Origin of the sequence: Pseudomonas sp. NPDC089422 (genome assembly GCF_044749405.1) — a bacterium.
In the GTDB taxonomy this organism is placed as follows: Bacteria; Pseudomonadota; Gammaproteobacteria; order Pseudomonadales; family Pseudomonadaceae; genus Aquipseudomonas.
Genome location: NZ_JBIVHW010000007.1, coordinates 26,599 through 51,211 on the forward strand (window position 1 = coordinate 26,599; position 24,613 = coordinate 51,211).

Below are 24,613 nucleotides of genomic sequence, written 5' to 3' on the forward strand. Positions count from 1 at the left end.
TGTAGGAGCGGCCTTGTGTCGCGAAAGGGCCGCAGCGCGGCCCCGGCAATTCAGGCGGCGAAGCTGAAATCCCGGGGGCGCTTCGCACCCCTTTCGCGACACAAGGCCGCTCCTACAAGCGCGGCTTCCATTCGGAACCCCGAACAAGCATAGGAAAAGGTGTTCGGTTTTTCGGAAAAATTCCGGATAATCAGCACCAGCCGCGTCCCGACCCCGCCAGCGAAACGGATTTGACAAAACCAGGTCTTGTTTCCATAGTTACCCAACGCAAACGTTTGCGATCCGATAAAAAACACAAGATTCGGAGTCATCCCCCATGAAACTGCCGTTCCCCGGTCGTCTGCTGGCGCTCGCCGTCATGTCCTCGCTGTCCCTCGCCATGCCGCTGTCTGCCGCCCACGCGGAAGAAAAACCCAAGGTCGCACTGGTGATGAAGTCGCTGGCCAACGAATTCTTCCGCACCATGGAAGACGGCGCCAAGGACTACCAGAAAGCCCACCCTGGCGATTTCGACCTGGTGGCCAACGGCATCAAGAACGAAACCGATACCGGTGAACAGATCCGCATCGTCGAGCAGATGGCCAATTCAGGTGCCAAGGCCCTGGTGATCGCGCCGGCCGACTCCAAGGCGCTGGTCTCGGCGGTGAAGAAGGCCATGGACCAGGGCGTCATCGTCATCAACATCGATAACCGCCTGGACCCTGAACTGCTCAAGAGCAAAGGCATCAGCGTGCCCTTCGTCGGCCCTGACAACCGCAAGGGCGCCCGCCTGGTCGGTGATTACCTGGCCAACCAGAAGCTCAAGGCCGGTGACCAGGTCGGCATCATCGAAGGCGTGCCGACCACCACCAATGCCCAGCAGCGTACCGCGGGCTTCAAGGACGCCATGGAAGCCGCGAAGATGAAGATCGTCTCGGTGCAGTCCGGCAACTGGGAAATCGACAAGGGCAACGCCGTTGCCGCCTCCATGCTCAACGAATACCCCGACCTCAAGGCGCTGCTGGCCGGTAACGACAGCATGGCCCTGGGTGCCGTCTCGGCCGTGCGCGCCGCTGGCAAGACGGGGCAGGTGCAGGTGGTGGGCTACGACAACATCAACGCCATCAAGCCGATGCTCAAGGATGGCCGCGTGCTCGCCACCCTCGACCAGGCCGCCAGCCAGCAGGCGGTGTACGGCATTCAGGCTGCGCTGAAAGTGCTCAAGGGCGAGAAGCCGGACGTGGATGCCGACAACGTCATCCAGACCCCGGTCGAACTGATCACCAAGCCCTGACCCCAGCAGGAGAGATGGCCATGTCTGCATCGGCCAATGAAGTCGTGCTTGCCGCCAGCGGCCTGGGCAAGCGCTACGCCCAGCCGGTGCTGGCCGAGGTCAGCCTGGCCCTGCGCGCTGGCGAAGTGCTGGCGCTGACCGGTGAGAACGGGGCGGGCAAGAGCACGCTGTCCAAGCTCATCTGCGGCCTGGAAGCGCCCACCACCGGGCACATGACCTACCGCGGCCAGGCTTACGCGCCGGGCAGCCGCAGCGAGGCCGAGCGCCTTGGCGTGCGCATGGTCATGCAGGAGCTGAACCTGCTGCCGACCCTGACCGTGGCGGAAAACCTGTTTCTCGACAACCTGCCCAGCCGCTTCGGCTGGATCAGTCAAAAGCGCCTGCGCCAGCTGGCCACGGCCGCCATGGCCCAGGTCGGCCTGGATGCCATCGACCCGGACACCCCGGTCGGCGAGCTGGGCATCGGCCATCAGCAGATGGTCGAGATCGCCCGCAACCTGATCGGCGACTGCCATGTGCTGATCTTCGACGAGCCCACGGCGATGCTCACCGCTCGCGAAGTGGAACTGCTGTTCACCCAGATCGAGCGGTTGCGCCAGCGCGGAGTAGCCATCGTCTACATCTCCCACCGCCTAGAAGAGTTGCAGCGCGTGGCCCAGCGCATCGTCGTGCTGCGCGACGGCCAGTTGGTGTGCGACGAGCCGATCCAGCGCTACAGCAGCGCCGAGCTGGTCAACCTGATGGTGGGCCGCGAACTGGGCGAGCATATCGACCTGGGCCGGCGCACGATCGGCGCGCCGTTGCTCAAGGTAGACAAGCTGTGCCGTGGCGACAAGGTGCGCGAGGTATCGCTGCAGGTCAGGGCCGGGGAGATCTTTGGCATCTCCGGGCTGATCGGCGCCGGGCGCACCGAGCTGCTGCGCCTTATCTATGGTGCCGACCGCGCCGACAGCGGCAGCATCGAGATCGGCCAACCGCTCAAACCGGTCACCATCGATTCGCCCAAGGCGGCGGTCAAAGCTGGTATCGCCCTGATCACCGAAGACCGTAAGGGTGAAGGCTTGCTGCTGACCCAATCGATCAGCGCCAACATTGCCCTGGGCAACCTGCCCGCCGTGTCCCGCGCCGGGGTGCTCGACGGCGAGGCGGAGAAGGCCCTGGCCGAGCGCCAGATCAGCGCCATGCGCATTCGCAGCGCTGGCCCGGCGCAGGCGGTCGGCGAGCTGTCCGGCGGCAACCAGCAGAAGGTGGTGATCGGCCGCTGGCTGGAGCGCGACTGCCAGGTGCTGTTGTTCGACGAACCCACTCGCGGGATCGACGTCGGCGCCAAGTTCGACATCTATGGCCTGCTGGCCGAGCTGGCGCGCCAGGGCAAGGCCCTGGTGGTGGTGTCCAGCGACCTGCGCGAACTGATGCTGATCTGCGACCGCATTGCGGTGCTTTCCGCCGGCCGCCTGATCGACACCTTCGACCGCGAGCGCTGGAGCCAGGACCAGCTCCTGGCCGCGGCCTTCGCCGGCTACCAGAAACGTGATGCCCTGCTGCATGACGCAGCGCCCAGGATGGATGCATGAAGACCACACCCCTCGACACCCCGAGCGGCGCGCCCGTGCGCCGCAGCAGTAGCTACTTCGGCCTGGGCACCTACCTGGGCCTGGCCGGCGCCTTGCTGGCGATGATCGTGCTGTTCTCGTTCCTGAGCAGCCACTTCTGGTCGTACGCCACCTTCAGCACCCTGGCCAACCAGATCCCCGACCTGATGGTGCTGGCCGTGGGCATGACCTTCGTGCTGATCATCGGCGGCATCGACCTGTCGGTCGGCTCGGTGCTGGCCCTGGCGGCTTCCACGGTCAGCGTGGCGATCCTCGGCTGGGGCTGGGGCGTGCTCCCAGCGGCCTTGCTCGGCATGGCCGTCGCCGCCCTGGCTGGCAGCATCACCGGTGGCGTCACCGTGGCCTGGCGCATCCCGTCGTTCATCGTTTCGCTCGGCGTGCTGGAGATGGCCCGCGGCCTGGCCTACCAGTTCACCGACTCGCGCACCGCCTATATCGGCGATGCCTACGCCTGGTTCTCCAACCCGGTCGCCTTCGGCATCTCGCCGGCCTTCATCATTGCCTTGCTGGTGATCGTGCTGGCCCAGCTGGTGCTGACCCGCACGGTGTTCGGCCGTTACCTGATCGGCATCGGCACCAACGAAGAGGCCGTGCGCCTGGCCGGCATCGACCCGCGCCCCTACAAGGTGCTGGTGTTCGCCCTGATGGGGCTGCTCGCCGGCCTGGCCGCGCTGTTCCAGATTTCGCGCCTGGAAGCCGCCGACCCCAATGCCGGGTCCGGCCTGGAGCTGCAGGTGATCGCTGCCGTGGTGATCGGCGGCACCAGCCTGATGGGCGGGCGCGGCTCGGTCATCAGTACCTTCTTCGGCGTGTTGATCATTTCCGTGCTGGCCGCAGGCCTTGCGCAGATCGGCGCGTCGGAACCCACCAAACGCATCATCACCGGGGCGGTCATCGTCATCGCCGTGGTGCTCGACACTTATCGCAGCCGGCGTGCAGGCCGGCGGAACTGACAACATGGCAACCATCAAAGACGTCGCTGCCCTCGCGGGCATTTCCTACACCACGGTGTCCCATGTCCTGAACAAGACCCGCCCGGTCAGCGAGCAGGTACGGCTCAAGGTCGAAGCGGCCATCCTTGAGCTCGACTACGTGCCCAGCGCCGTGGCGCGCTCGCTCAAGGCGCGCAGCACGGCCACCATCGGCCTGCTGGTGCCCAACAGCGTCAACCCGTACTTCGCCGAGCTGGCCCGGGGCATCGAGGATGCCTGCGAGCGCAACGGCTATTGCGTGATCCTGTGCAACTCCGACGACAACCCGCAGAAGCAGCGCAGCTACCTGCGCGTGCTGCTGGAAAAGCGCATCGATGGCCTGGTGGTGGCGTCGGTGGGCGAAGATGCCGACCTGCTGCAGAGCCTGACCCATGTGCGCACGCCGATGGTTATCGTCGACCGCGAGCTGGAGGGCGTCGATGCCGACCTGGTGCGCATCGACCACGAACACGGTGCCTACCTGGCGACGCGCCATCTGCTGGAGCTGGGCCATCGCGATATCGCCTACATCGGTGGCCCGGCCGAAACCGGCGTTACCCAGTTGCGCCTGAGCGGCTACCGTCGGGCGATGGCCGAAGCCGAGGCCGAAGTGCTGGCTGGCCGTGTGCTGCATTGCGACTTCACCAGCCCGGGTGGCCATGCCGCCGCCGCGCAGCTGCTCGATGGCGAGCGGCCGACCGCCATCTTCGCCGGCAACGACATGATTGGCTTTGGCGTGTTGCGCGCCGCTGCCGAGCGCAACATCAACGTGCCAGGCGAGCTGTCGGTGATCGGCTTCGACGACATCGAACTGAGCCGCTATGTGTATCCGCCGCTGACCACGGTAGGCCAATCGATTCGCGAGCTGGGCGAGAATGCTGCCGCCTTGCTGCTGTCGCGGATCGCCACGCCACGTCGCGATGCGGCCGAGCAGCGCATTGTCGCTCCGCGCATTGTGCTGCGCGAATCCACCGGGCCGCGCCCGGACCTGTTCAATGATTACCGCTAAGGAATTGCCATGCATGCCAAGGTAGTGGTGGTCGGGAGCCTCAACATGGACCTGGTGGCCCGCGCCCAGCGGCTGCCGCGGGCCGGCGAAACGCTGGCCGGGGACAGTTTTTTCACCGTGCCCGGTGGCAAGGGCGCCAACCAGGCGGTGGCGGTGGCGCGCCTGGGTGGCAGTGTGGCGATGGTGGGCAATGTCGGCGATGACGCCTACGGCCAGCAGTTGCGCCAGGCGCTGGAAGTGGAAGGCATCGATTGCCAGGCGGTCAGTGTGTGCCCGGGCGTGTCCAGTGGTGTGGCGCTGATTACCGTGGACGCTGCCAGCCAGAACTGCATCGTCATCATTCCCGGTGGCAACGGGCTGCTGACGCCCGCGTCGGTGCAGCGTTTCGATGCCTTGCTGCAGGCGGCCGAGGTGATCATCTGCCAGCTCGAGGTACCGGCCGAGACCGTGGCCTGGACCCTGGCCAGGGGGCGCGAGCTGGGCAAGCAAGTGATCCTCAACCCGGCGCCGGCCACCGGCCCGCTGCCGGCGGGCTGGTTCGCCCATATCGACTACCTCACCCCCAATGAAAGCGAGGCCGAGGCGTTGACGGGCGAGCCGGTCAATGACCTGGAAAGCGCCCGCCGTGCTGGCCAGCGTTTGCTGCAGCTGGGTGCAGGCAAGGTAATCGTCACCTTGGGTGCGCAGGGGGCATTGTTCGTCAGCCGCGACGGCAGCCAGCACTTCCCGGCGCCCCAGGTGCAGCCGCTGGATACCACGGCGGCGGGCGACACGTTCATCGGCGGTTTTGCCGCTGCATTGGTGCAGGGTAAAGGGGAGGGCGAGGCCATCGTTTTCGGCCAGCGCGCCGCGGCCTTGTCCGTCACCCGTGCCGGTGCTCAGCCGTCGATTCCTTACCTGGCGGAGCTGACCCCATGAAGAAGACCACGCTGCTCAACGTCGCGCTGTCGCGGACCATCGCCGGGATGGGCCATGGCGACATCCTGGTGATCGGCGATGCCGGGTTGCCGGTGCCGCCAGGTGTCGAACTGATCGACCTGGCGTTGACGGCGGGGATACCGGATTTTGCCAGTGTGCTGCGCGCGGTGTTGAGCGAGCTGCAGGTGGAGCGGCATGTGCTGGCCGAAGAGATGCAGCAGGTGGTGCCGCCGGCGCTGGTCGAGGTCGAGCGCTTGAAGGGCAAGCTGGGCAAGCGCGAATGGCTGAGCCATGAAGCCTTCAAGGAATTGTCGCGCAATGCGCGGGCGATTGTGCGCACCGGCGAATGCCAGCCCTACAGCAACATCGCCCTGATTTCCGGCGTCACCTTTTGAAGGCGAGGGCTGCGCCCTCGATCGCAGGCAAGCCAGCTCCCACAAGTGCTGTGATGCCCTCGGGGCCTGTGAATTACCTGTGGGAGCTGGCTTGCCTGCGATTGGGCCGCAAAGCGGCCCCAGAAAACACCACCCAGGCAACAGGAGTGCCCCCATGCTCAAACCCCTGCTACAAGGACTCACCCTCATGGCCGCAGCCGCCACCACCAGCCTCCAGGCCGCACCCCGTGACCTGATCATCGACACCGACCCCGGCGCCGACGACGTGGTCGCGCTGTTCCTGGCCATGGCCTCACCCGAAGAGCTCAACATCCGCGCGATCACTACCGTCGCCGGCAACGTGCGCCTGGAAAAGACCTCGCGCAACGCCCGCCTGGCCCGCGAATGGGCCAACCGTGAAGACATCCCGGTATACGCCGGGGCAGGGCGGCCGCTGGTGCGTGCGCCGATCTACGCAGCCGACGTGCATGGCGAAGAAGGCTTGACCGGTATCCAGGTGCACGAACCGAAAATGCCCCTGGCCCAGGGCAACGCCGTGCAATACCTGGTCGACACCTTGGGTAGCGCCAAACCCCACAGCATCACCCTGGCGATGCTCGGGCCGCAGACCAACCTGGCCCTGGCGCTGATCCAGCGGCCTGAGATCGCCAACGGTATCAAGGAAGTGGTGGTCATGGGCGGTGCCCACTTCAACGGCGGCAACATGACCCCGGTGGCCGAGTTCAATCTCTACGCCGACCCGCATGCCGCCGAAGTGGTGCTGGCCAGCGGGGTGCAGCTGACCTACCTGCCGCTGGATGTCACCCACAAGATCATCACCAGCGACACGCGCTTCAAGCAGCTGGCCGCCGTGAACAACCACGCCAGCAAAAAAGTGGTTGATATCCTCGAAACCTACGTCAAGCACGACATGGACGTATACGGCATGCCCGGTGGCCCGGTGCATGACGCCAGCGTCATCGCCTACCTGCTGAAACCCGAGCTGTTCAGCGGCCGGCGCATCCACATGAGCGTCGACAGCCGCGAAGGCCCGACCTTTGGCCAGACCATTGCCGACTGGTACGGCGTGCTCGAGCAGCCGGCCAATGTGCTGTGGGTGAACGAGGGTGACGCCCAGGGCTTTTTCGACCTGCTCAGCGCGCGCCTGGCTCGATTGCAATAGCGGTGTGCGGCGCGTAGCGCTCGAACACCTGGTCGATGAAGCTGCGCGCTGCCTCGCCGCCGCGGTCGCGCACCAGCAGGTCGATGGCGATCAACAGCAACTCTTCGGGCGTGCTGGGGCTGTAGGCACTCTGGCCTTCGGCCCATTTGACCTTGATATCGGCGTCGATGCTGTGGCTGCTCATGAAAGGCTCTCGCTGCGGGCCCGGGGCGGAGGGGCGAACACCGGATCCTGGCGTTCGAAGGAGGCACTATGCCTTCACTTCCTAAAGTAAATCATGACTTTGCGGCGCAAACCAAGCGACTCGTCGGTTGAGCGGTAAAATTCGGTCACGATTGCCTTTGGCCCCTGCAGGTCGGATCAGGCAGACTTTCCCGGTTTTGCAACAAACTCTTGGCGGAGCTGTCGGATCAGACAGTTCCCAGATCGATTTTAGGAGGATTCATGTTCCGTACCCGTGCTTTCCTGGCAACCCTGGCGGTGGCTGCTGTCCTGGCTGGTTGCAGCACTGGCGGTAACGCCGGGGTTGGCAAGGCGCCTGAGGCGTCGGCCGGCAACGATGGCCGCTGCCAGGCCAGCGGTGCCGACTTCGCCATTGGCAAGCCGGGCAGCGCCGACCTGCTGGAGCAGGCGCGCAAGGCCAGTGGTTCGCAGATGGCGCGCATTCTCAAGCCGCACGACGTAGTGACCCTGGAGTACCGTTCCGAGCGCCTGAACCTGAATGTGGACGAGCAGGGTGTGGTAACCCGCGTCAACTGCGGTTGACCCTGCTGCAGCGCGCTCCTGCAAAAAAGCGAGCGTGTGGGCCTGAGAAGCGCCCATAAAAAACCCGCCACGAGGGCGGGTTTTTTTACAGCTGCCCGAATTACTCCGGACGAACCTGCGCAGCCTGCATGCCCTTCTGGCCGCGCTCGGCGACGAAGGAAACAGTCTGGCCTTCTTTCAGGCTCTTGAAGCCGTCGGATTCGATGGCTTTGAAGTGTACGAACAGGTCGTCGCCGCCGCCTGCTGGGGTGATGAAGCCGTAGCCTTTCTCATCATTGAACCATTTGACGGTGCCTTGTTGGCGATTGGACATGAGGTGAATCTCCAGAACATTTAGATTTTTCAGTGGTGCAATGCGGCCGAGGCTACGGAGCACGGGGGACATCATAGTCGATTTCTGCGCATCTAGCGCCTTTTACCTTCGCAGGATATTGATCCAGGGCAAATAATGCCTGGCAAGCCCCGGCTTTAAGGTTTCAGCTCTTTGGCGCGCAGGTCTGTTTCACAACGGTTTGCGCCTTCTGCATCAACTTGGCATCGACACCATCGGTGCTGTCCAGGTCGGCAATCTCCGCGTCGGTGAAATTCTTCTTGATGGCCTGGGCACCACAGTCGCAGTGCTTTTTCGCAGTCGCAGCATCAACGCCCTGGCCGCTGGCCACCTGTTGGCACTGGGTCATGTAGTGGGCCTCCTTCCCGGCAGGGAAGTTGCCAGCGTTGGCAGCCATCGGCAGCAGCAGGGCGCCAGCGGCCGCCAGGGCCAGAAGAGACGGTACTCGCATAACCAGTTACTCCTTGGGTTAAGGTCTCAACAAGAGTAGGTTGCTTCCCAAGGTCTGATAGGAATTTTTCCGGGATAGTTCACCGGGGCTGCGTAATTTCCAAATATTTCTACGAGCCGCACAACCCGCGTGCTAGCATGCTCGGCTTGCAGCTAGCCACTTGCAGCTCGCAGCTTTTTTCATTTTCCAGTCACTCTGGTTCGTCCCTGGCAAGCCGAAAGGCTTCTGCCACTGTGAGGCAGGCTTCCCCGCAGGGAAGGCAGGTCGGATCTTGTACTGGCTCATCCCAACCCACGTGACCTTTGGTAGGGGTCACCACTAGGAGAGGAGGCGCCATGCCCGTTATTACTCTTCCCGATGGCAGTCAACGTTCGTTTGATCACGCCGTATCCGTCGCCGACGTCGCCGCTTCCATCGGCGCAGGCCTGGCCAAGGCCACCGTGGCCGGCAAGGTCGACGGCAAACTGGTCGACGCCTGCGACCTGATCCACAACGACGCCACCCTGCAGATCATCACCCCTAAAGATGCAGAGGGACTGGAGATCATTCGTCACTCGTGTGCCCACCTGGTTGGCCACGCGGTGAAACAGCTGTACCCGACCGCCAAGATGGTGATCGGCCCGGTGATCGACGAAGGCTTCTATTACGACATCGCCTACGAGCGCCCCTTCACCCCTGAAGACATGGCCGCCATCGAAAAGCGCATGATGGAGCTGATCGAAAAAGACTACGACGTGGTCAAGAAGGTCACCCCGCGCGCCGAAGTCATCGACGTGTTCAAGGCCCGTGGCGAAGACTACAAGCTGCGCCTGGTCGAAGACATGCCGGACGAGCAGGCCATGGGCCTGTACTACCACGAAGAATACGTCGACATGTGCCGTGGCCCGCACGTGCCGAACACGCGTTTCCTCAAGGCATTCAAGCTGACCAAGCTGTCCGGCGCCTACTGGCGTGGCGATGCCAAGAACGAACAGTTGCAGCGCGTGTACGGCACTGCCTGGGCTGACAAGAAGCAGCTGGCCGCCTACATCCAGCGCATCGAAGAAGCCGAAAAACGCGACCACCGCAAGATCGGCAAGCAGCTCGACCTCTTCCACCTGCAGGAAGAAGCCCCGGGCATGGTGTTCTGGCACGCCAACGGCTGGACCGTGTACCAGGTGCTCGAGCAGTACATGCGTCAGGTTCAGCGCGTCAACGGCTACCTGGAAATCAAGACCCCGCAGGTCGTCGACCGCATCCTCTGGGAGCGTTCCGGCCACTGGTCGAACTACGCCGAAAACATGTTCACCACGTCGTCGGAAAGCCGTGACTACGCGGTCAAGCCGATGAATTGCCCGTGCCACGTGCAGGTGTTCAACCAGGGCCTGAAGAGCTACCGCGACCTGCCGCTGCGCCTGGCCGAGTTCGGTGCCTGCCACCGCAACGAGCCATCCGGCGCCCTGCACGGCATCATGCGCGTGCGTGGCTTCGTGCAGGACGACGCGCACATCTTCTGCACCGAAGAACAGGTGAAGAAAGAAGCCGCCGACTTCATCAAGCTGACCCTGGATGTGTACAAGGACTTCGGCTTCACCGACATCGCCATGAAGCTGTCCACTCGTCCGGCCAAGCGTGTCGGCTCCGAAGAGCTGTGGGACCGTGCCGAAGGCGCACTGGCCGACGCCCTGAACGAGTCGGGCCTGGAGTGGGAATACCAGCCGGGCGAGGGCGCGTTCTACGGTCCGAAGATCGAGTTCACCCTGCGCGACTGCCTCGGCCGTAACTGGCAGTGCGGTACCCTGCAGTACGACCCGAACCTGCCAGAGCGTCTGGATGCCAGCTATATCGCCGAAGATAACAGCCGGGTTCGCCCAGTCATGCTGCACCGTGCGATCCTCGGCTCGTTCGAGCGCTTCATCGGCATGCTGATCGAGCACTACGCTGGCGTGTTCCCGGCGTGGCTGGCACCGACCCAGGCGGTGATCATGAACATCACCGACAAACAGGCCGATTTCGCCCTCGAAGTGGAAAATGCCCTGAACGGTAGCGGTTTCCGTGCCAAGTCGGACTTGAGAAATGAGAAGATCGGCTTTAAAATCCGCGAGCATACTTTGCTCAAGGTCCCGTACCTTTTGGTTATAGGGGATCGCGAAGTCGAAACGCAAACCGTCGCTGTGCGTACTCGCGAAGGCGCAGACCTGGGCTCCATGCCCGTCGCCCAGTTCGCTGAGCTTCTGACACAAGCGGTTTCCCGGCGTGGTCGCCAAGAATCGGAGTAATGACTATTAAGCGTGAAATGAGAAACGATAAGCGTGCTGTACCGAAGGCCCCGATCAACGAGAATATCTCGGCCCGCGAGGTTCGGTTAATTGGCGCTGATGGCGAGCAGGTTGGCATCGTCTCGATTGATGAAGCGCTTCGTATCGCTGAAGAAGCGAAGCTGGATCTGGTGGAAATCTCTGCAGACGCGGTACCGCCTGTCTGCAAGGTGATGGACTACGGCAAGCACCTCTTCGAGAAGAAGAAGCAGGCCAACGAAGCCAAGAAAAACCAGAAGCAGATCCAGATCAAAGAAATCAAGTTTCGTCCAGGGACGGAAGAAGGGGATTACCAGGTAAAACTACGCAACCTGGTACGTTTCCTTACCGATGGGGACAAGGCCAAGATCTCTCTGAGATTCCGCGGCCGTGAGATGGCCCACCAGGAGCTGGGCATGGAGCTGTTGAAGCGGGTCGAAACCGACCTCGCCGAATTCGGCACCGTTGAGCAGCATCCTAAGATGGAAGGACGCCAGCTTATGATGGTCATCGCCCCCAAAAAGAAGAAGTAATCTCCCGGGCACGGCAGGCCTGATGATTATTGTGTAATTTTTATCGAATGCGGAGTTCCAACATGCCAAAAATGAAAACCAAGAGCGGTGCTGCGAAGCGCTTCCTGAAGACCGCTTCCGGCTTCAAGCACAAGCACGCTTTCAAGAGCCACATCCTGACCAAAATGTCGACCAAGCGTAAGCGTCAACTGCGCGGTGCCAGCCTGCTGCACCCGTCTGACGTGGCAAAAGTCGAGCGCATGCTGCGCGTACGTTAATTCTGGTTTAGATAGAGGAAGTTACTCATGGCTCGTGTTAAGCGTGGCGTCATCGCTCGTAAGCGTCACAAGAAAATTCTGAAACTGGCTAAAGGCTACTACGGTGCACGCTCGCGCGTATTCCGCGTTGCCAAGCAGGCTGTCATCAAGGCTGGTCAATATGCCTACCGTGACCGTCGTCAGAAGAAGCGTCAGTTCCGCGCACTCTGGATCGCTCGTATCAACGCCGGTGCCCGCACCAACGGTCTGTCCTACAGCCGTCTGATTGCTGGCCTGAAAAAGGCTTCGATCGAAATCGACCGTAAGGTTCTGGCCGATCTGGCAGTGAACGAAAAAGCGGCGTTTGCTGCGATTGTCGAGAAAGCTAAAGCCGTTCTGGCTTAAGTACCCGCGACAATCACCCGGCGGCGCTTGCGGCGCCGGGCATTGAACGTCATCGATAGGGGAAGAGCCTTCAAAGCTCTTCCCCTATTTTCGTATCTGGAGTCTGTACATGGAAAACCTGGATGCGCTGGTCTCACAAGCCCTGGAGGCCGTCGAGCGCGCTGAAGACATCAATACCCTGGAACAGATCCGGGTTCAGTACCTCGGCAAGAAGGGCGAACTGACCCAGGTGATGAAGACCCTGGGCAACCTGCCAGCCGATGAGCGCCCGAAAGTCGGTGCGCTGATCAACGACGCCAAAGAGCGCGTCACCGTCGTGCTCAACGCACGCAAGGCAGCCTTCGAAGAAGCCGAGCTCAGCGCTCGCCTGGCCGCCGAATGCATCGACGTGACCCTGCCAGGCCGTGGCCAGACCACCGGCGGGCTGCACCCGATCACCCGTACTCTCGAGCGCATCGAGCAGTTCTTCACCCACATCGGCTACGGCATCGCCGAAGGCCCTGAGGTCGAAGACGACTACCACAACTTCGAAGCGCTCAACATCCCTGGCCACCACCCGGCCCGGGCGATGCACGACACCTTCTACTTCAATGCCAACATGCTGCTGCGCACCCACACCTCGCCGGTGCAGGTGCGGACCATGGAGTCCACCCAGCCGCCGATCCGCATTGTCTGCCCGGGCCGCGTCTACCGCTGCGACTCGGATATCACCCACTCGCCGATGTTCCACCAGGTCGAAGGCCTGCTGATCGACCGCGGCATCAACTTCGCCGACCTCAAGGGCACCATCGAAGAATTCCTGCGCGTGTTCTTCGAAAAAGAACTGGCCGTGCGCTTCCGCCCGTCGTTCTTCCCGTTCACCGAGCCGTCCGCCGAAGTCGACATCCAGTGCGTGATGTGTTCCGGCAAGGGCTGCCGCGTGTGCAAGCAGACCGGCTGGCTGGAAGTCATGGGCTGCGGCATGGTGCACCCGAACGTGCTGCGCATGTCCGGCATCGACCCTGAAGAATTCCAGGGCTTTGCCTTCGGCATGGGCGCCGAGCGCCTGGCCATGCTGCGCTATGGCGTCAACGATTTGCGTCTGTTCTTCGACAACGACCTGCGCTTCCTCGCGCAATTCCGCTAGGTCAATGCCCGACGCAACTTTCAGGAGAACAGCATGAAATTCAGTGAACAGTGGCTGCGCGGTTGGGTAAACCCGCAAGTCTCCCGTGACGAACTGGTCGCCCGCCTGTCCATGGCCGGCCTCGAAGTCGACAGCGTCACCCCCGCTGCCGGCCAGTTCAGCGGCATCGTCGTGGGCGAGATCCTCGCCACCGAACAGCACCCGGACGCCGACAAGCTGCGCGTGTGCCAGGTGAGCAACGGCCAGGAAACCTTCCAGGTCGTGTGCGGCGCGCCTAACGCCCGCCCAGGCATCAAGATCCCGTTCGCCATGATCGGCGCCGAACTGCCAGGCGACTTCAAGATCAAGAAGGCCAAGCTACGCGGCGTTGAGTCGTTCGGCATGCTCTGCTCGGCCGCCGAGCTGCAGATCAGCGAAGAAAACGACGGTCTGCTGGAACTGGCTGCCGACGCCCCGGTGGGCGACGACATCCGCCAGTACCTGAGCCTGGACGACGCCAGCATCGAAATCGGCCTGACGCCGAACCGCGGTGACTGCCTGTCCATCGCCGGCCTGGCCCGCGACGTCAGCGCCCTGTACGACACCCCGGTCACCCGCCCAGTGGTGCCAGCCGTTGCCGCTGCCCATGACGAAGTGCGCCCGGTCGAAGTCAGTGCCCCGGCTGCCTGCCCACGCTACCTGGGCCGCGTCATCCGCAACGTCGACCTGAGCAAGCCGACCCCGCTGTGGATGGTCGAGCGCCTGCGCCGCAGCGACGTGCGCAGCATCGACGCCGCCGTCGACATCACCAACTACGTGATGCTCGAACTCGGCCAGCCGATGCACGCCTTCGACCTCGCCGAAATCAACGGCGGCATCCGCGTGCGCATGGCCGAAGAGGGCGAGAAACTCGTCCTGCTCGACGGCCAGGAAGTGGCCCTGCGTGCCGACACCCTGGTGATCGCCGACCACACCCGCGCCCTGGCCATCGCCGGCGTCATGGGTGGCGAGCACAGCGGTGTGAACACCGAAAAAACCCGCGACCTGTTCCTCGAAAGCGCCTTCTTCGAGCCGATCTCCGTCGCTGGCAAAGCCCGTTCCTACGGCCTGCACACCGATGCCTCGCACCGCTACGAGCGCGGCGTCGACTCGCAGCTGGCCCGCGAAGCCATGGAGCGAGCCACCCAGCTGATCCTCGACATCGTCGGCGGCGAAGCCGGCCCGGTGGTTGAAGCCGTCAGCCAGCAGCACCTGCCAAACGTCGCCCCGGTCACCCTGCGCGCCGACCGCATCACCCAGATGCTCGGCATGGAGATGGACCCGGCCCAGGTCGAGCAGTTGCTCAACAACCTCGGTTTGGCCACCAAGGCGAATGGCGGCTCTACTGGTGTAGTGCAGTGGACCGTCAACGTCCCAAGCCACCGCTTCGACATCAGCCTGGAAGTCGACCTGATCGAAGAACTGGCCCGCCTGTACGGTTACAACAACCTGCCAGTGCGCTACCCGCAAGCCCGCCTCGCGCCGCAAGCCCGCCCGGAAACCCGCGGCGAGCTGCCAAACCTGCGCCGCCTGCTGGTCGCCCGCGGCTACCAGGAAGCCATCACCTACAGCTTCATCGACCCGAAACTGTTCGAGCTGTTCAGCCCAGGCGTCGAGCCGCTGCTGCTGGCCAACCCGATCTCCAACGACATGGCCGCCATGCGCGCCTCGTTGTGGCCGGGCCTGGTCAAGGCACTGCAGCACAACCTCAACCGCCAGCAAGACCGCGTGCGCCTGTTCGAAAGCGGCCTGCGCTTCGTCGGCCAGCTCGGTAACCTGCAGCAGCAGCCCATGATCGCCGGCGTCGTCACCGGCAGCCGCCTGCCAGAAGGCTGGGCCAACGGCCGCGACACCATCGACTTCTTCGACGTCAAGGCCGACGTGGAAGCCCTGCTGGGCTACAGCGGCGCCCTGAGCGACTTCACCTTCGCCGCCGGCAAACACCCAGCCCTGCACCCTGGCCAGACCGCTGTGATCCAGCGCGACGGCAAGGACGTCGGCTACCTCGGCGCCATCCACCCAGAGCTGGCCAAAGCCCTGGACCTGGACCGCCCGGTGTTCGTCTTCGAGCTGGTACTGGGTGATGTGGTCGAAGGCCGCCTGCCGAAATTCAGCGAACTCTCCAAGTTCCCGGAAACCCGTCGCGACCTGGCCTTGATCGCAGGACGTGATGTAGCTTCTCAAGACGTGCTTGAAGTAATTCGTGACAATGCAGGCGAATGGCTCACAGACCTCAGGCTGTTTGATGTCTACCAAGGTAAAGGCATTGATCCTGATAGAAAAAGCCTTGCCGTCGGCTTGACCTGGCAGCATCCATCGCGCACTCTTAACGACGATGAGGTGAACACTACCCTGCAAAACATCCTCACCTCGCTCGAACAAAGGTTGAACACCACGTTAAGGAAATAACGGCATGGGTGCTCTGACGAAAGCTGAGATGGCCGAAAGGCTGTACGAGGAGCTGGGGCTTAACAAGCGTGAGGCCAAGGAGCTGGTCGAGCTGTTTTTTGAAGAAATTCGGCACGCACTTGAAGAGAACGAGCAGGTCAAGTTGTCCGGTTTCGGCAACTTCGACCTTCGCGACAAACGCCAGCGGCCGGGCCGCAACCCCAAGACTGGGGAAGAGATCCCGATCACTGCACGGCGCGTCGTCACCTTTCGTCCAGGGCAGAAGTTGAAGGCCCGGGTTGAGGCCTATGCTGGAACCAAGCCATAACGACGAACTGCCCCCCATACCGGGCAAACGCTACTTCACCATCGGTGAAGTGAGCGAGTTGTGTGCCGTAAAGCCACACGTGCTGCGGTATTGGGAGCAGGAGTTTCCTCAGCTCAACCCTGTGAAGCGGCGGGGGAACCGGCGGTATTATCAGCGGCAAGACGTGCTGATGATTCGCCAGATCCGGGCCCTGCTGTATGACCAGGGGTTCACCATTGGCGGGGCGCGGTTGCGGCTCTCCAGTGATGAGGTGAAGGATGAATCGAGCCAGTACAAGCAGCTGATTCGGCAGATGATTGTTGAATTGGAGGATGTGTTGGTGGTGTTGAAGAAGTGACCTTTGCGGTTTTGGTGAATGGAAAATTTTTTGAGAAAAAGGTTTCATTTATCAGGAGGTTAGGGTACATTCTTCAACGTTCTCGGCAAGATTGAGAACATGCTTCAAGCCCAGTCGGGGCGTAGCGCAGCCCGGTAGCGCACTTGCATGGGGTGCAAGGGGTCGAGTGTTCGAATCACTCCGTCCCGACCAAATAACTCCAAAGAATCCAGTCACTTAGAGGTGACTGGATTTTTTTATGGCTGAGGCATTCTTCTCCCTTGGCTTTTTTACCCCACTTTTTACCCCACCGCGATTTTTCATGTCCCGGTTGCCCGATCAAGGAGCTACCAACCGCATCTTTCTGGGGTGGACGTTCTGATCAAGCTGGATTGCGGTTAGCTGCTGCTCCTGAGTGTCGGTGGCTGCGAGTGGCAATTCCGATCAACTCATCACAACGCTGAGCATGCGCTGGCAATTGTTTGGTGAAGCTCTGCATCCGGATCGGCGACACCGCCGGCTGAATTTATCTGGCCAAGACTCAGCCGTAGGGAGAATGGGAAGATTTTGAGCTGCCAGTCACAGCCAGGTGAAAAGCGTTCTGAATTTAAGGTTTTAGTTTTTTGTGATGCGGATAGGGGCAATAGTCTGAACTTCGTTGAGCTGAACGTTTGGGGTCGCCCCTTTTATGATTATTGTGGAGGCTAATTATGAAAAGTTCCGAATTTTTATCCCAGTGGGCAATTGATGTTATCTACATGTGCTAGCAGCTTCTCGTTTTCGTTATAAAGGTTCAGTGTATATGAGTGACCGAGACTGCTTTCATCTAACGTATAGCGTCTTCCTGGTTTGAAATCGTTGTAGCTGATGTTAGCGTTGCATGTAGATCCGTTACTGTCACCATCCCCTTCAACGAACAGCGCCGCACCTAACGTATGTTTTCCTGTGGGTACTTCGAAGTAGCGCCCGTCGTTGAGCCGCTTGCCATCCAGACTTTCCGCCATCAAGGTAGTTGTTGGTTCCTCTTTCAGGCTTACCCAGGCCGCGTCCGAACTGGCTTTTGGCATTGGTCCGGCGCAGCCGCTAAGCACTCCGAGTACTCCGAGAAGCGGTAACATCACCTTCCATTTAGTACTCATATTAGTCCGCATAAAACATCTCTGATTGCAGCTGTGAATGATTCGCATAGGATGCCAGCAACCCGCTTGGCTGCAAGTGAAGACGCTAGATGCTTTTCCTTAAAATACTTTAATGGAGGTTTAACCGACCCCCTAGTAAGTCCGTGGAAGACTGCGCACCGTTCAACTTTCAGGGGCACAGCATGCTCGCGCTGGTCAAAACGGCACTGCACAAACCATACACTTTCCTGGTGCTGGCGATCGTGATTTGCATCGTCGGTCCATTGGCGGCCGTGCGCACGCCAAGTGATGTTTTCCCGGACATCGGCATACCGGTCATTGCTGTGGTGTGGCAATACGCAGGGCTGGCGCCGGATGCCATGTCGGGCCGGGTCATCTACACCTACGAAAGGGCCTTGAGCACCACGGTCAACGACATCGAACACATCGAGTCGCAGTCCTTGCCGGGCATGGGCATCGTCAAGATCTTCTTCCAGCCCAGCGTCGACATCCGCACCGCCAACGCCCAGGTCACCGCCGTTTCGCAGACGGTGCTCAAGCAGATGCCGGCCGGTATCACGCCGCCGCTGATCCTCAATTACAGCGCCTCCACCGTGCCGATCCTGCAGATGGCGTTCTCCAGCCCGACGCTGTCCGAGGCGCGCATCCGCGACCTGGTGCAGAACAGCATCCGCCTGCCGTTGACCTCGGTGCCTGGCCTGTCGATGCCGACCCCCATGGGCGGCAAGCAGCGCCAGATCACCCTCGACCTCGACCCCCAGGCCCTGGCCGCCAAGGGCCTGTCGGCCCAGGACGTGGCCAATGCACTGGCCGCGCAGAACCAGATCATCCCGGTGGGCACGGCGAAGATCGGCCGCAATGAGTTCACCGTGCTGCTGAACAACAGCCCCAGCGCCATCGATGAACTCAACGACCTGCCGGTCAAGGTGGTCGACGGCGCGCAGATCACCATTGGCCAGGCGGCCCACGTGCGTGACGGCGCACCGCCGCAAACCAACATCGTGCGCGTCGATGGCCGCCGCGCGGTACTGATGCCGGCACTGAAGAACGGCAACATCTCGACCCTGTCGATCGTCGACGGCATTCGCAGCATGCTGCCGCGGATCAACGAAACCCTGCCGCCTGAGCTCAAGACCTCGCTGCTCGGCGATGCCTCGACGGTGGTCAAGGCGTCGGTCGGCAGCGTCGCCCGCGAGGGCATCATCGCCGCGCTGCTGACCAGCGCCATGATCCTGCTGTTCCTCGGCAGCTGGCGCTCGACACTGATCATCGCCGCCTCGATCCCGCTGGCGGTGCTGTCGGCGATCGCCTTGCTGGCGGTCAGCGGGCAGACCCTCAACGTGATGACCCTCGGCGGCCTGGCGCTGGCTGTGGGCATCCTGGTCGACGACGCGACGGTGACCATCGAAAACATCAACTGGCACCTCGAACAAGGCAAGACGGTCAGGGCGGCGATCCTCGATGGCGCCAAACAGATCGTCGGCCCTGCGTTCGTGGCGCTGTTGTGCATCTGCGTTGTATTTGTTCCGATGTTCATGCTCCAGGGCATCGCCGGATACCTGTTCCGGCCCATGGCATTGGCAGTGATGTTCGCCATGGGGAGCTCTTTTATTCTGTCGCGCACCTTGGTGCCGACCCTGGCCATGTTCCTGCTCAAGCCGCATCGGCTGGAGCAGGGCGAGGGGCGGCACCCGGAGGACGCGTACCTCAACCACCACGAAGGTGACAAGGCGGCCAACCCGCTGGTGCGCCTGCAGGCCGGCTTCGAGGCGAGCTTCTCGCGGCTACGCGACGGCTACCAGGGCTTGCTGGAACTGGCCCTGGCCAACCGCCAGCGCTTCCTGCTCGGCTTCCTGGGCTGCGTGCTGGCCAGCTTCGCGCTGCTGCCGACGCTGGGTGAGGACTTCTTCCCCGAGACCGATGCCGGGGCAATGGCGCTGCATGTGCGCCTGCCACTGGGCACGCGCATCGAAGAAAGCGCGGCGGCCTTCGACCGGATCGAAAGCCGTATCCGCGAAGTGCTGCCGGCCGATGAGGTGGAGTCGATCATCGACAACATCGGCCTGCCCATCAGCGGCATCGACATGGCCTACAACACCAGTGGTACGGTCGGTCCGCAGGATGGCGACATCCAGGTGTCGCTCAAGGCCGGCCATGGCCCGACCGCCGATGACGTGAAGCGCCTGCGCGAGGTACTGCCGGACAGCTTCCCCGGCACCAGCTTCGCCTTCCTGCCAGCGGACATCAGCAGCCAGATCCTCAACTTCGGCTCGCCGGCACCGCTGGACGTGAAGATCTCCGGCCCCAACGATGCCGCCAACCGTGCCTACGCCGCCGAAGTGATGCGCCGACTGCAGCATGTTGCAGGCATCGCAGACCTGCGCCTGCAGCAGTCGGAAAGCTACCCGTCGCTGCAGGTCAACGTCGACCGCAAGCGCGCCGCCGAGCTGGGCATCACCGAGCGCGATGTCACCGCCAGCCTGGGCGCTTCGCTGGCCGGCACCTCGCAGACCGCGCCGACTTACTGGCTCAACCCGGCCAATGGTGTGTCCTATTCCGTGGTCGGCTCGACCCCGCAGTACAAGATGAGCAGCATTGCCCAGCTGGAGGCACTGCCGATCACCGGCAGCAACGGGCACACCGCCGTGCTAGGTGGCATCGCCAGCCTGGCGCGGACCAACACCGCCGACGTGGTCAGCCATTACAACATCACCCCGACCCTGGACCTGTATGCCAACGTCCAGGGCCGTGACCTGGGCGGCATCGCCGCAGACATCCAGAAGGTCATCGACGACACCGCGCACCTGCGCCCGAAAGGCGCAACCGTGAGCCTGCACGGCCAGGTCACCGCGCTGCACGAAGCCTTCCACGGCCTGGGCCTCGGCCTGCTGGGCGCGGTGGTGCTGATCTACTTGCTGATCGTGGTCAACTTCCAGTCCTGGGTCGACCCGTTCGTGATCATCACCGCCTTGCCCGCCGCGCTGGCCGGGATCGTCTGGATGCTGTTCGTCACCGGCACCACGCTGTCGGTGCCGGCGCTGACCGGGGCAATCCTGTGCATGGGCGTGGCCACCGCCAACTCGGTGCTGGTGGTGAGCTTCTGCCGCGAGCGCCTGGCCGAGCACGGCGATGCCGTGAAGGCCGCCATGGAGGCTGGCTTCACCCGCTTCCGGCCGGTGCTGATGACCGCCCTGGCGATGATCATCGGCATGCTGCCGCTGGCCCTGTCCCAGGAGCAGAACGCACCGCTGGGCCGGGCGGTGATCGGCGGCCTGATCGTCGCCACCTGCGCGACTCTGTTGTTCGTCCCCGTCGTGTTCAGCCTGGCCCACCGCCGCTCAACCCCTCACGCTGTCGTTGGAGAAAACCTGCATGCCTAGCCGTTCCGTAGCTGATCGTCGGCGCCTGAAGCTCATGGGGGGCGCCGGCCTGGGCCTGGCGGCCCTGGTCGTCGCGCTGGGGGTGTATGCCCGCCAGCACCAAGCCGCTGCTGTGCAGGCCTGGACCGAAAGCCGGGCTCTGCCTGCGGTGGTGACCTTCAACCCATCGATGAACGCCGCCGGCGAAACCCTGAGCCTGCCCGCGCACCTGCAGGCCTGGAACATGGCGCGCGTCAACGCCCGGGTCAGCGGTTACCTGAAAAGCTGGCAGGCGGACATCGGCACCACGGTCAAGGCCGGGCAGCCGCTGGCCGAGATCGACAGCCCCGAGCTCGACCAGCAACTGGCTCAGGCCAAGGCGCGGCTGGCCCAGCACCAGGCCAGCGCGTCGCTGGCGCGGAGCACCGCCGCCCGCTGGCAGCACCTGTTCGCCAGCCATTCGGTGTCGCGCCAGGAGGTCGATGAAAAGGTCGCTGCCGCCGCCGTGGCCAGTGCCGATGCCGAGGCGGCGCAAGCCGATTACGCACGGCTCGAGGACCTGGCCGCGTACAAGGTCATCCGCGCTCCGTTCACCGGTACCATCACAGCCCGCCACGCGCAGATCGGCCAGCTGATCAAGGCCGACAGCGACAGCGCCAGCTCGCTGTTCGACATCGCCGACACCCGCCGCCTGCGCCTCTACGTGCCGGTGCCGCAGAACTACGCCAGCCAGATCTTGCCCGGCATGCAGGTGCAACTGTCGGTGCCGGAGCGACCCGGCCAGCATTACCTGGCAGCCTTGATGGGCACCTCGACGGCAGTCGACCAGGCCTCGGGCACGCTGCTGGCCCAGTATGCGGTGGAGAACGCCAGCGGTGCCTTGTTGCCAGGCGACTACGCCAGCGCCCGCATCACCCTGCGCAGCGATGCTGCGGCGGTGAGCATCCCGTCCAGCGCGCTGATCTTCCGCGCCCAGGGGCCGCAGGTGGCGGTGCTCGACGCCCAGAGCCGCGCGCACCTGCGCAGCATCCATATCGCCCAGGACCTGGGCAGCAAACTGATTGTCGACCGTGGCCTGGGCCTGAAGGACCAGGTGGTGGACAACCCGTCCGACGCCCTGCGCGACAATGACGCGGTGCGCAGCGTGACCCCGGGAGGTGCCCATGCGCCGTCGGTCTAAGCGCGCCGGGCTGGCGTTGTGCCTGGTGTTGCAAGGCTGCTCGCTGGCGCCGCATTACCAGGCGCCTGTGGTGGACTTGCCGGCCCATTACGGCGAGCGGGTAGGCGATTGGCAGATCGTCGACGCGAAAGCGCGGTTGCCTGCGCAGTGGTGGGCGCTGTTTGCCGACCCGCGTCTCGACGCGCTCCAGGCACGGCTGCTGGCGTCCAACCCGAACCTCGCTGCCGCAGTCGCGCACAACGATGCAGCGGCGGCTTATGCCCAGGGCCTGCACGGCGGGCTGTGGCCGCAGGCCAGCGCCAGTGCCGTGCCGCTGCGCCAGCGCCAGTCGGACCATCGGCCTCTGCGCGGCGATACCCAGCCCTCGGTCTACAACAGCGACACCGCTGGGCTGAGCTTGAATTTCGACCTCGACTTGTGGGGGAAGCTGCGCAACCAGGTGGCCGCCGGCGATGCCACCGCGCAAGCCTCGGCGGATGACCTGGCCGGCGCGCGCCTTAGCCTGCAAAGGCAGTTGGCGTTGCTGTATGTGCGTGCCCGAGGGCTAGATGCTCAGCGGCAATTGCTCGACAGCGCGGTGAATGATCGTGCGCGGTTGCTGGCACTGATCCAGGACCGCTACAAGGGCAACATCGCCTCCGAGCTGGACCTGGATCGTGCCAAGGCTAGGCTGTCGGAAGCGAAGGCGGCTGCGGATGACGTGGTCGCCCAGCGCAACTTGGCCCAGCATGCGATGGCCGAGTTGGTGGGCGCCTTGCCCAGCGATTTTGCGTTGGCGCCGGATCCGGCCCCCCTCAGTGCCCCGCAGGTGCCGAATGAGCTGCCGGGCAAGCTGCTGTTGCAGCGGCCGGACGTGACGGCCGCCGAACGCCGGGTATTCGCCGCCAACGCCAGTATCGGTGTGGCGCGGGCCGCCTGGTACCCGGACTTCAGTCTGAGCGCGATTCTCGGCGGGCAGACCCAGGGCGCCGGCAACCTGCTGGCGGCGGCCAATCGCTACTGGGCAGTTGGTCCGGTGTTGCAGCTGCCTCTGCTCGATGGCGGCCGCCGCTCGGCGGACGAACGCCGGGCCAGGGCCGAATTGGAGGCGGCGGCGGCGGAGTATCACGGCAAAGTATTGCTGGCCGTGCGCGAGGTCGAGGACAGCCTGGCACAGGTGCGTGACCTGGCGCAGGAGGCAGGGGATGTGGGGCAGGCGGCGCAGGCTGCGGGGAGTGCCGAGCAGATTGCGCTCGAAAGCTATCGGCAAGGGGCAGTGAGTTTGCTGGATGTGCTGACGGCGCAGATCGATGCGTTGCAGGAGAAGCAGAAGTGGCAGGAGCTGCAGACCCAGCAGTTGGAAGCGCGGATAGGGTTGATGGTGTCGCTGGGTGGCGGTTGGAGTATTCCAGAGGGCGACTTCATCGAGGATCAATGAATGCTGCATTATCACACAGTAAGGGGGCGGAAGCAGGAGGCTAAGCTGCAGTCAAGCGAAATGTCACTGAGTTAGTACTCCTACGCTTCCGCCACAATTTTTTATTAAAGCCCTGATATTTCAGGGCTTTTTTATGCCTTCAGTATCTCAGCCCATCCTCCAGCCCATCCTTTGGCCTCTGGCTTTCGGTGGATTTCTGCAGATTTTCCGCTGAACGGCGACCCTTCACCCTGAGCGTCTTATTGCTTTCGGGGAGCCTCTCAAGCGGAAGCTGGCTCAGTTGGCCTCCCCGAAAACTCGCAGCGTTGTCTGGGAGGTCTCGTGCGCCAGTTCAGGTGGGCGCTCAGCTCCCGGCAGATCTTCGAGTGGCAGAAGATGACGCGCCCTGAAACCCTGACCGACATCCAGCGTGCTGCACGCTTCTTCTACCTGCTGCAGCACGCCTTCGGTGGCAAGGTCACGGGCAGACGTTCGGTACCGCCGCAACCGGTCCGGCCGTCAACCTGCTGCGCATCGAGGAGAACCTATCCGCATCGTGGCAGCGCCTCGCAGGCACCTATGTCGAGAATCTGTCCTGGCTCGCCTGCGCCGAGCGCTATGATCGAGCACACACGTTCTTCTACATGGATCCGCCCTAATGGCAGACAGCCGTTTATGGCGTGCATTTCCCTTTTGAAGAGTACGAGCGATGGCCGACTTCATGCAGCGGTGCAAGGGGAGGGTGATGGTCAGCATTAACGATCACCCGGACATCCGGCGCGCCTTCGGCGGCTTCCACTTCGAGTACCTGGATAATTCGCTACACCGTTACAAATCAGCGACAGGTTAAGGCTGGGATGACTGGCGAGCTGGTCATCATGGGCTGGCAGACATACTCGTTGGGTGGCTTGTTCTAAGCGAGAGATTGCAGATGTCACGAACTGAACCCCACCGAAAATTGTTGTTAAATTCCTGTTGCGGCGTCATGGGCGCGTAAAGGCGGTACACTGCGGCTTCCGCCCACC

The 24,613-nt window shown here is 62.9% G+C and carries 23 protein-coding genes, 1 tRNA gene and 1 pseudogene; 21 read left to right on the plus strand and 4 right to left on the minus strand.

The window, feature by feature from the left end:
* Positions 1-316: 316 nt before the first annotated feature.
* The 7 genes from ACIPZ8_RS14505 to ACIPZ8_RS14535 all read left to right on the plus strand — a co-directional run bounded on the left by ACIPZ8_RS14505 (position 317) and on the right by ACIPZ8_RS14535 (position 7,341).
* Positions 317-1,273 (plus strand): sugar ABC transporter substrate-binding protein, encoded by a 957-nt coding sequence (locus ACIPZ8_RS14505; RefSeq protein WP_400724182.1) that lies wholly within the window; start codon positions 317-319, stop codon positions 1,271-1,273.
* Between the two features lie 20 nt (positions 1,274-1,293).
* A complete protein-coding gene (locus ACIPZ8_RS14510; protein ID WP_400724185.1) occupies positions 1,294-2,847 on the plus strand; it encodes a sugar ABC transporter ATP-binding protein in 1,554 nt (517 codons plus the stop codon).
* Complete coding sequence (locus ACIPZ8_RS14515; RefSeq protein ID WP_400724188.1) at positions 2,844-3,839, plus strand: ABC transporter permease; 996 nt, start codon at positions 2,844-2,846, stop codon at positions 3,837-3,839. The genes ACIPZ8_RS14510 and ACIPZ8_RS14515 overlap by 4 nt, the downstream gene beginning before the upstream one ends.
* Before the next feature lie 4 nt (positions 3,840-3,843).
* Positions 3,844-4,866 carry a LacI family DNA-binding transcriptional regulator gene (locus ACIPZ8_RS14520; RefSeq protein WP_400724191.1) on the plus strand — a complete coding sequence of 341 codons (1,023 nt, stop codon included), beginning with the start codon at positions 3,844-3,846 and terminating at the stop codon, positions 4,864-4,866.
* Between the two features lie 9 nt (positions 4,867-4,875).
* On the plus strand, positions 4,876-5,784 hold the full coding sequence (gene rbsK, locus ACIPZ8_RS14525; RefSeq protein WP_400724193.1) for a ribokinase: 909 nt from the start codon (positions 4,876-4,878) through the stop codon (positions 5,782-5,784).
* Positions 5,781-6,179 (plus strand): D-ribose pyranase, encoded by a 399-nt coding sequence (gene rbsD / locus ACIPZ8_RS14530; RefSeq protein ID WP_400724196.1) that lies wholly within the window; start codon positions 5,781-5,783, stop codon positions 6,177-6,179. Before rbsK ends, rbsD begins: the two co-directional genes overlap by 4 nt.
* Before the next feature lie 154 nt (positions 6,180-6,333).
* Positions 6,334-7,341: a nucleoside hydrolase gene (locus ACIPZ8_RS14535; RefSeq protein WP_400724199.1), complete on the plus strand. Its 1,008-nt coding sequence runs from the start codon at positions 6,334-6,336 to the stop codon at positions 7,339-7,341.
* Here the strand turns inward: ACIPZ8_RS14535 and ACIPZ8_RS14540 are convergent.
* Complete coding sequence (locus ACIPZ8_RS14540) at positions 7,313-7,525, minus strand: hypothetical protein (protein ID WP_103446789.1); 213 nt, start codon at positions 7,523-7,525, stop codon at positions 7,313-7,315. The genes ACIPZ8_RS14535 and ACIPZ8_RS14540 overlap by 29 nt on opposite strands.
* Positions 7,526-7,785: 260 nt before the next feature.
* Here ACIPZ8_RS14540 and ACIPZ8_RS14545 point away from each other — a divergent pair, with 260 nt between their 5' ends.
* Positions 7,786-8,106 (plus strand): I78 family peptidase inhibitor, encoded by a 321-nt coding sequence (locus tag ACIPZ8_RS14545; RefSeq protein ID WP_400724202.1) that lies wholly within the window; start codon positions 7,786-7,788, stop codon positions 8,104-8,106.
* Between the two features lie 100 nt (positions 8,107-8,206).
* On the opposite strand, the gene ACIPZ8_RS14550 is transcribed toward ACIPZ8_RS14545, so the two are convergent.
* Together ACIPZ8_RS14550 and ACIPZ8_RS14555 are read right to left on the minus strand one after the other, a co-directional pair.
* The gene (locus ACIPZ8_RS14550; RefSeq protein WP_003250656.1) at positions 8,207-8,419 is read right to left on the minus strand and encodes a cold-shock protein; all 213 of its coding nucleotides are present in this window, start codon (positions 8,417-8,419) and stop codon (positions 8,207-8,209) included.
* A gap of 163 nt (positions 8,420-8,582) precedes the next feature.
* Entirely contained in the window at positions 8,583-8,888 is a 306-nt protein-coding gene (locus ACIPZ8_RS14555; RefSeq protein WP_152953859.1) for a hypothetical protein, read from the minus strand.
* 335 nt (positions 8,889-9,223) lie between these two features.
* Here ACIPZ8_RS14555 and thrS point away from each other — a divergent pair, with 335 nt between their 5' ends.
* The 9 genes from thrS to ACIPZ8_RS14600 all read left to right on the plus strand — a co-directional run bounded on the left by thrS (position 9,224) and on the right by ACIPZ8_RS14600 (position 16,727).
* Positions 9,224-11,146 (plus strand): threonine--tRNA ligase, encoded by a 1,923-nt coding sequence (gene thrS, locus ACIPZ8_RS14560; protein WP_400724205.1) that lies wholly within the window; start codon positions 9,224-9,226, stop codon positions 11,144-11,146.
* Positions 11,146-11,697 carry a translation initiation factor IF-3 gene (gene infC / locus ACIPZ8_RS14565; protein ID WP_400724208.1) on the plus strand — a complete coding sequence of 184 codons (552 nt, stop codon included), beginning with the start codon at positions 11,146-11,148 and terminating at the stop codon, positions 11,695-11,697. The genes thrS and infC overlap by 1 nt, the downstream gene beginning before the upstream one ends.
* Before the next feature lie 62 nt (positions 11,698-11,759).
* Positions 11,760-11,954 carry a 50S ribosomal protein L35 gene (rpmI, locus tag ACIPZ8_RS14570; protein ID WP_003250667.1) on the plus strand — a complete coding sequence of 65 codons (195 nt, stop codon included), beginning with the start codon at positions 11,760-11,762 and terminating at the stop codon, positions 11,952-11,954.
* 27 nt (positions 11,955-11,981) lie between these two features.
* Positions 11,982-12,338 (plus strand): 50S ribosomal protein L20, encoded by a 357-nt coding sequence (gene rplT, locus ACIPZ8_RS14575; protein WP_003250671.1) that lies wholly within the window; start codon positions 11,982-11,984, stop codon positions 12,336-12,338.
* 109 nt (positions 12,339-12,447) lie between these two features.
* Positions 12,448-13,464 (plus strand): phenylalanine--tRNA ligase subunit alpha, encoded by a 1,017-nt coding sequence (pheS, locus tag ACIPZ8_RS14580; RefSeq protein WP_054887103.1) that lies wholly within the window; start codon positions 12,448-12,450, stop codon positions 13,462-13,464.
* A 33-nt stretch (positions 13,465-13,497) separates the two neighbouring features.
* A complete protein-coding gene (gene pheT / locus ACIPZ8_RS14585) occupies positions 13,498-15,891 on the plus strand; it encodes a phenylalanine--tRNA ligase subunit beta (protein ID WP_400724211.1) in 2,394 nt (797 codons plus the stop codon).
* Positions 15,892-15,895: 4 nt separating this feature from the next.
* Positions 15,896-16,198 (plus strand): integration host factor subunit alpha, encoded by a 303-nt coding sequence (gene ihfA, locus ACIPZ8_RS14590; protein WP_003250679.1) that lies wholly within the window; start codon positions 15,896-15,898, stop codon positions 16,196-16,198.
* A complete protein-coding gene (locus ACIPZ8_RS14595; RefSeq protein WP_008100384.1) occupies positions 16,179-16,535 on the plus strand; it encodes a MerR family transcriptional regulator in 357 nt (118 codons plus the stop codon). The genes ihfA and ACIPZ8_RS14595 overlap by 20 nt, the downstream gene beginning before the upstream one ends.
* Before the next feature lie 115 nt (positions 16,536-16,650).
* Positions 16,651-16,727, plus strand: a tRNA-Pro gene (locus ACIPZ8_RS14600).
* Positions 16,728-17,242: 515 nt separating this feature from the next.
* Here the strand turns inward: ACIPZ8_RS14600 and ACIPZ8_RS14605 are convergent.
* Entirely contained in the window at positions 17,243-17,653 is a 411-nt protein-coding gene (locus ACIPZ8_RS14605; RefSeq protein ID WP_400724214.1) for a hypothetical protein, read from the minus strand.
* A 182-nt stretch (positions 17,654-17,835) separates the two neighbouring features.
* On the opposite strand from ACIPZ8_RS14605, the gene ACIPZ8_RS14610 reads away from it, so the two are divergent.
* The 4 genes and pseudogenes from ACIPZ8_RS14610 to ACIPZ8_RS14625 all read left to right on the plus strand — a co-directional run.
* Positions 17,836-21,033 carry an efflux RND transporter permease subunit gene (locus ACIPZ8_RS14610; RefSeq protein ID WP_400724217.1) on the plus strand — a complete coding sequence of 1,066 codons (3,198 nt, stop codon included), beginning with the start codon at positions 17,836-17,838 and terminating at the stop codon, positions 21,031-21,033.
* On the plus strand, positions 21,026-22,192 hold the full coding sequence (locus tag ACIPZ8_RS14615; protein WP_400724220.1) for an efflux RND transporter periplasmic adaptor subunit: 1,167 nt from the start codon (positions 21,026-21,028) through the stop codon (positions 22,190-22,192). Before ACIPZ8_RS14610 ends, ACIPZ8_RS14615 begins: the two co-directional genes overlap by 8 nt.
* Positions 22,176-23,609 carry an efflux transporter outer membrane subunit gene (locus tag ACIPZ8_RS14620; RefSeq protein ID WP_400724223.1) on the plus strand — a complete coding sequence of 478 codons (1,434 nt, stop codon included), beginning with the start codon at positions 22,176-22,178 and terminating at the stop codon, positions 23,607-23,609. Before ACIPZ8_RS14615 ends, ACIPZ8_RS14620 begins: the two co-directional genes overlap by 17 nt.
* Before the next feature lie 315 nt (positions 23,610-23,924).
* Positions 23,925-24,505, plus strand: a pseudogene (locus ACIPZ8_RS14625) (DNA adenine methylase); the annotation flags it as partial.
* Between the last annotated feature and the right edge of the window lie 108 nt (positions 24,506-24,613).

What these genes read in the sequence shown, in the direction of transcription:
- pheS (WP_054887103.1), top strand. Translation starts at nt 12,448, where the DNA reads ATGGAAAACCTGGATGCGCTGGTCTCACAAGCCCTGGAGGCCGTCGAG.
- pheT (WP_400724211.1), top strand. Translation starts at nt 13,498, where the DNA reads ATGAAATTCAGTGAACAGTGGCTGCGCGGTTGGGTAAACCCGCAAGTC.
- ACIPZ8_RS14515 (WP_400724188.1), top strand. Translation starts at nt 2,844, where the DNA reads ATGAAGACCACACCCCTCGACACCCCGAGCGGCGCGCCCGTGCGCCGC.
- rplT (WP_003250671.1), top strand. Translation starts at nt 11,982, where the DNA reads ATGGCTCGTGTTAAGCGTGGCGTCATCGCTCGTAAGCGTCACAAGAAA.
- ACIPZ8_RS14595 (WP_008100384.1), top strand. Translation starts at nt 16,179, where the DNA reads ATGCTGGAACCAAGCCATAACGACGAACTGCCCCCCATACCGGGCAAA.
- rbsK (WP_400724193.1), top strand. Translation starts at nt 4,876, where the DNA reads ATGCATGCCAAGGTAGTGGTGGTCGGGAGCCTCAACATGGACCTGGTG.
- infC (WP_400724208.1), top strand. Translation starts at nt 11,146, where the DNA reads ATGACTATTAAGCGTGAAATGAGAAACGATAAGCGTGCTGTACCGAAG.
- ACIPZ8_RS14615 (WP_400724220.1), top strand. Translation starts at nt 21,026, where the DNA reads ATGCCTAGCCGTTCCGTAGCTGATCGTCGGCGCCTGAAGCTCATGGGG.
- ACIPZ8_RS14520 (WP_400724191.1), top strand. Translation starts at nt 3,844, where the DNA reads ATGGCAACCATCAAAGACGTCGCTGCCCTCGCGGGCATTTCCTACACC.
- ACIPZ8_RS14620 (WP_400724223.1), top strand. Translation starts at nt 22,176, where the DNA reads ATGCGCCGTCGGTCTAAGCGCGCCGGGCTGGCGTTGTGCCTGGTGTTG.
- thrS (WP_400724205.1), top strand. Translation starts at nt 9,224, where the DNA reads ATGCCCGTTATTACTCTTCCCGATGGCAGTCAACGTTCGTTTGATCAC.
- ACIPZ8_RS14555 (WP_152953859.1), bottom strand. Translation starts at nt 8,888, where the DNA reads ATGCGAGTACCGTCTCTTCTGGCCCTGGCGGCCGCTGGCGCCCTGCTG.
- ACIPZ8_RS14535 (WP_400724199.1), top strand. Translation starts at nt 6,334, where the DNA reads ATGCTCAAACCCCTGCTACAAGGACTCACCCTCATGGCCGCAGCCGCC.
- ACIPZ8_RS14550 (WP_003250656.1), bottom strand. Translation starts at nt 8,419, where the DNA reads ATGTCCAATCGCCAACAAGGCACCGTCAAATGGTTCAATGATGAGAAA.
- ihfA (WP_003250679.1), top strand. Translation starts at nt 15,896, where the DNA reads ATGGGTGCTCTGACGAAAGCTGAGATGGCCGAAAGGCTGTACGAGGAG.
- ACIPZ8_RS14540 (WP_103446789.1), bottom strand. Translation starts at nt 7,525, where the DNA reads ATGAGCAGCCACAGCATCGACGCCGATATCAAGGTCAAATGGGCCGAA.
- ACIPZ8_RS14605 (WP_400724214.1), bottom strand. Translation starts at nt 17,653, where the DNA reads ATGAGTACTAAATGGAAGGTGATGTTACCGCTTCTCGGAGTACTCGGA.
- ACIPZ8_RS14545 (WP_400724202.1), top strand. Translation starts at nt 7,786, where the DNA reads ATGTTCCGTACCCGTGCTTTCCTGGCAACCCTGGCGGTGGCTGCTGTC.
- rpmI (WP_003250667.1), top strand. Translation starts at nt 11,760, where the DNA reads ATGCCAAAAATGAAAACCAAGAGCGGTGCTGCGAAGCGCTTCCTGAAG.
- ACIPZ8_RS14505 (WP_400724182.1), top strand. Translation starts at nt 317, where the DNA reads ATGAAACTGCCGTTCCCCGGTCGTCTGCTGGCGCTCGCCGTCATGTCC.
- ACIPZ8_RS14510 (WP_400724185.1), top strand. Translation starts at nt 1,294, where the DNA reads ATGTCTGCATCGGCCAATGAAGTCGTGCTTGCCGCCAGCGGCCTGGGC.
- rbsD (WP_400724196.1), top strand. Translation starts at nt 5,781, where the DNA reads ATGAAGAAGACCACGCTGCTCAACGTCGCGCTGTCGCGGACCATCGCC.
- ACIPZ8_RS14610 (WP_400724217.1), top strand. Translation starts at nt 17,836, where the DNA reads ATGCTCGCGCTGGTCAAAACGGCACTGCACAAACCATACACTTTCCTG.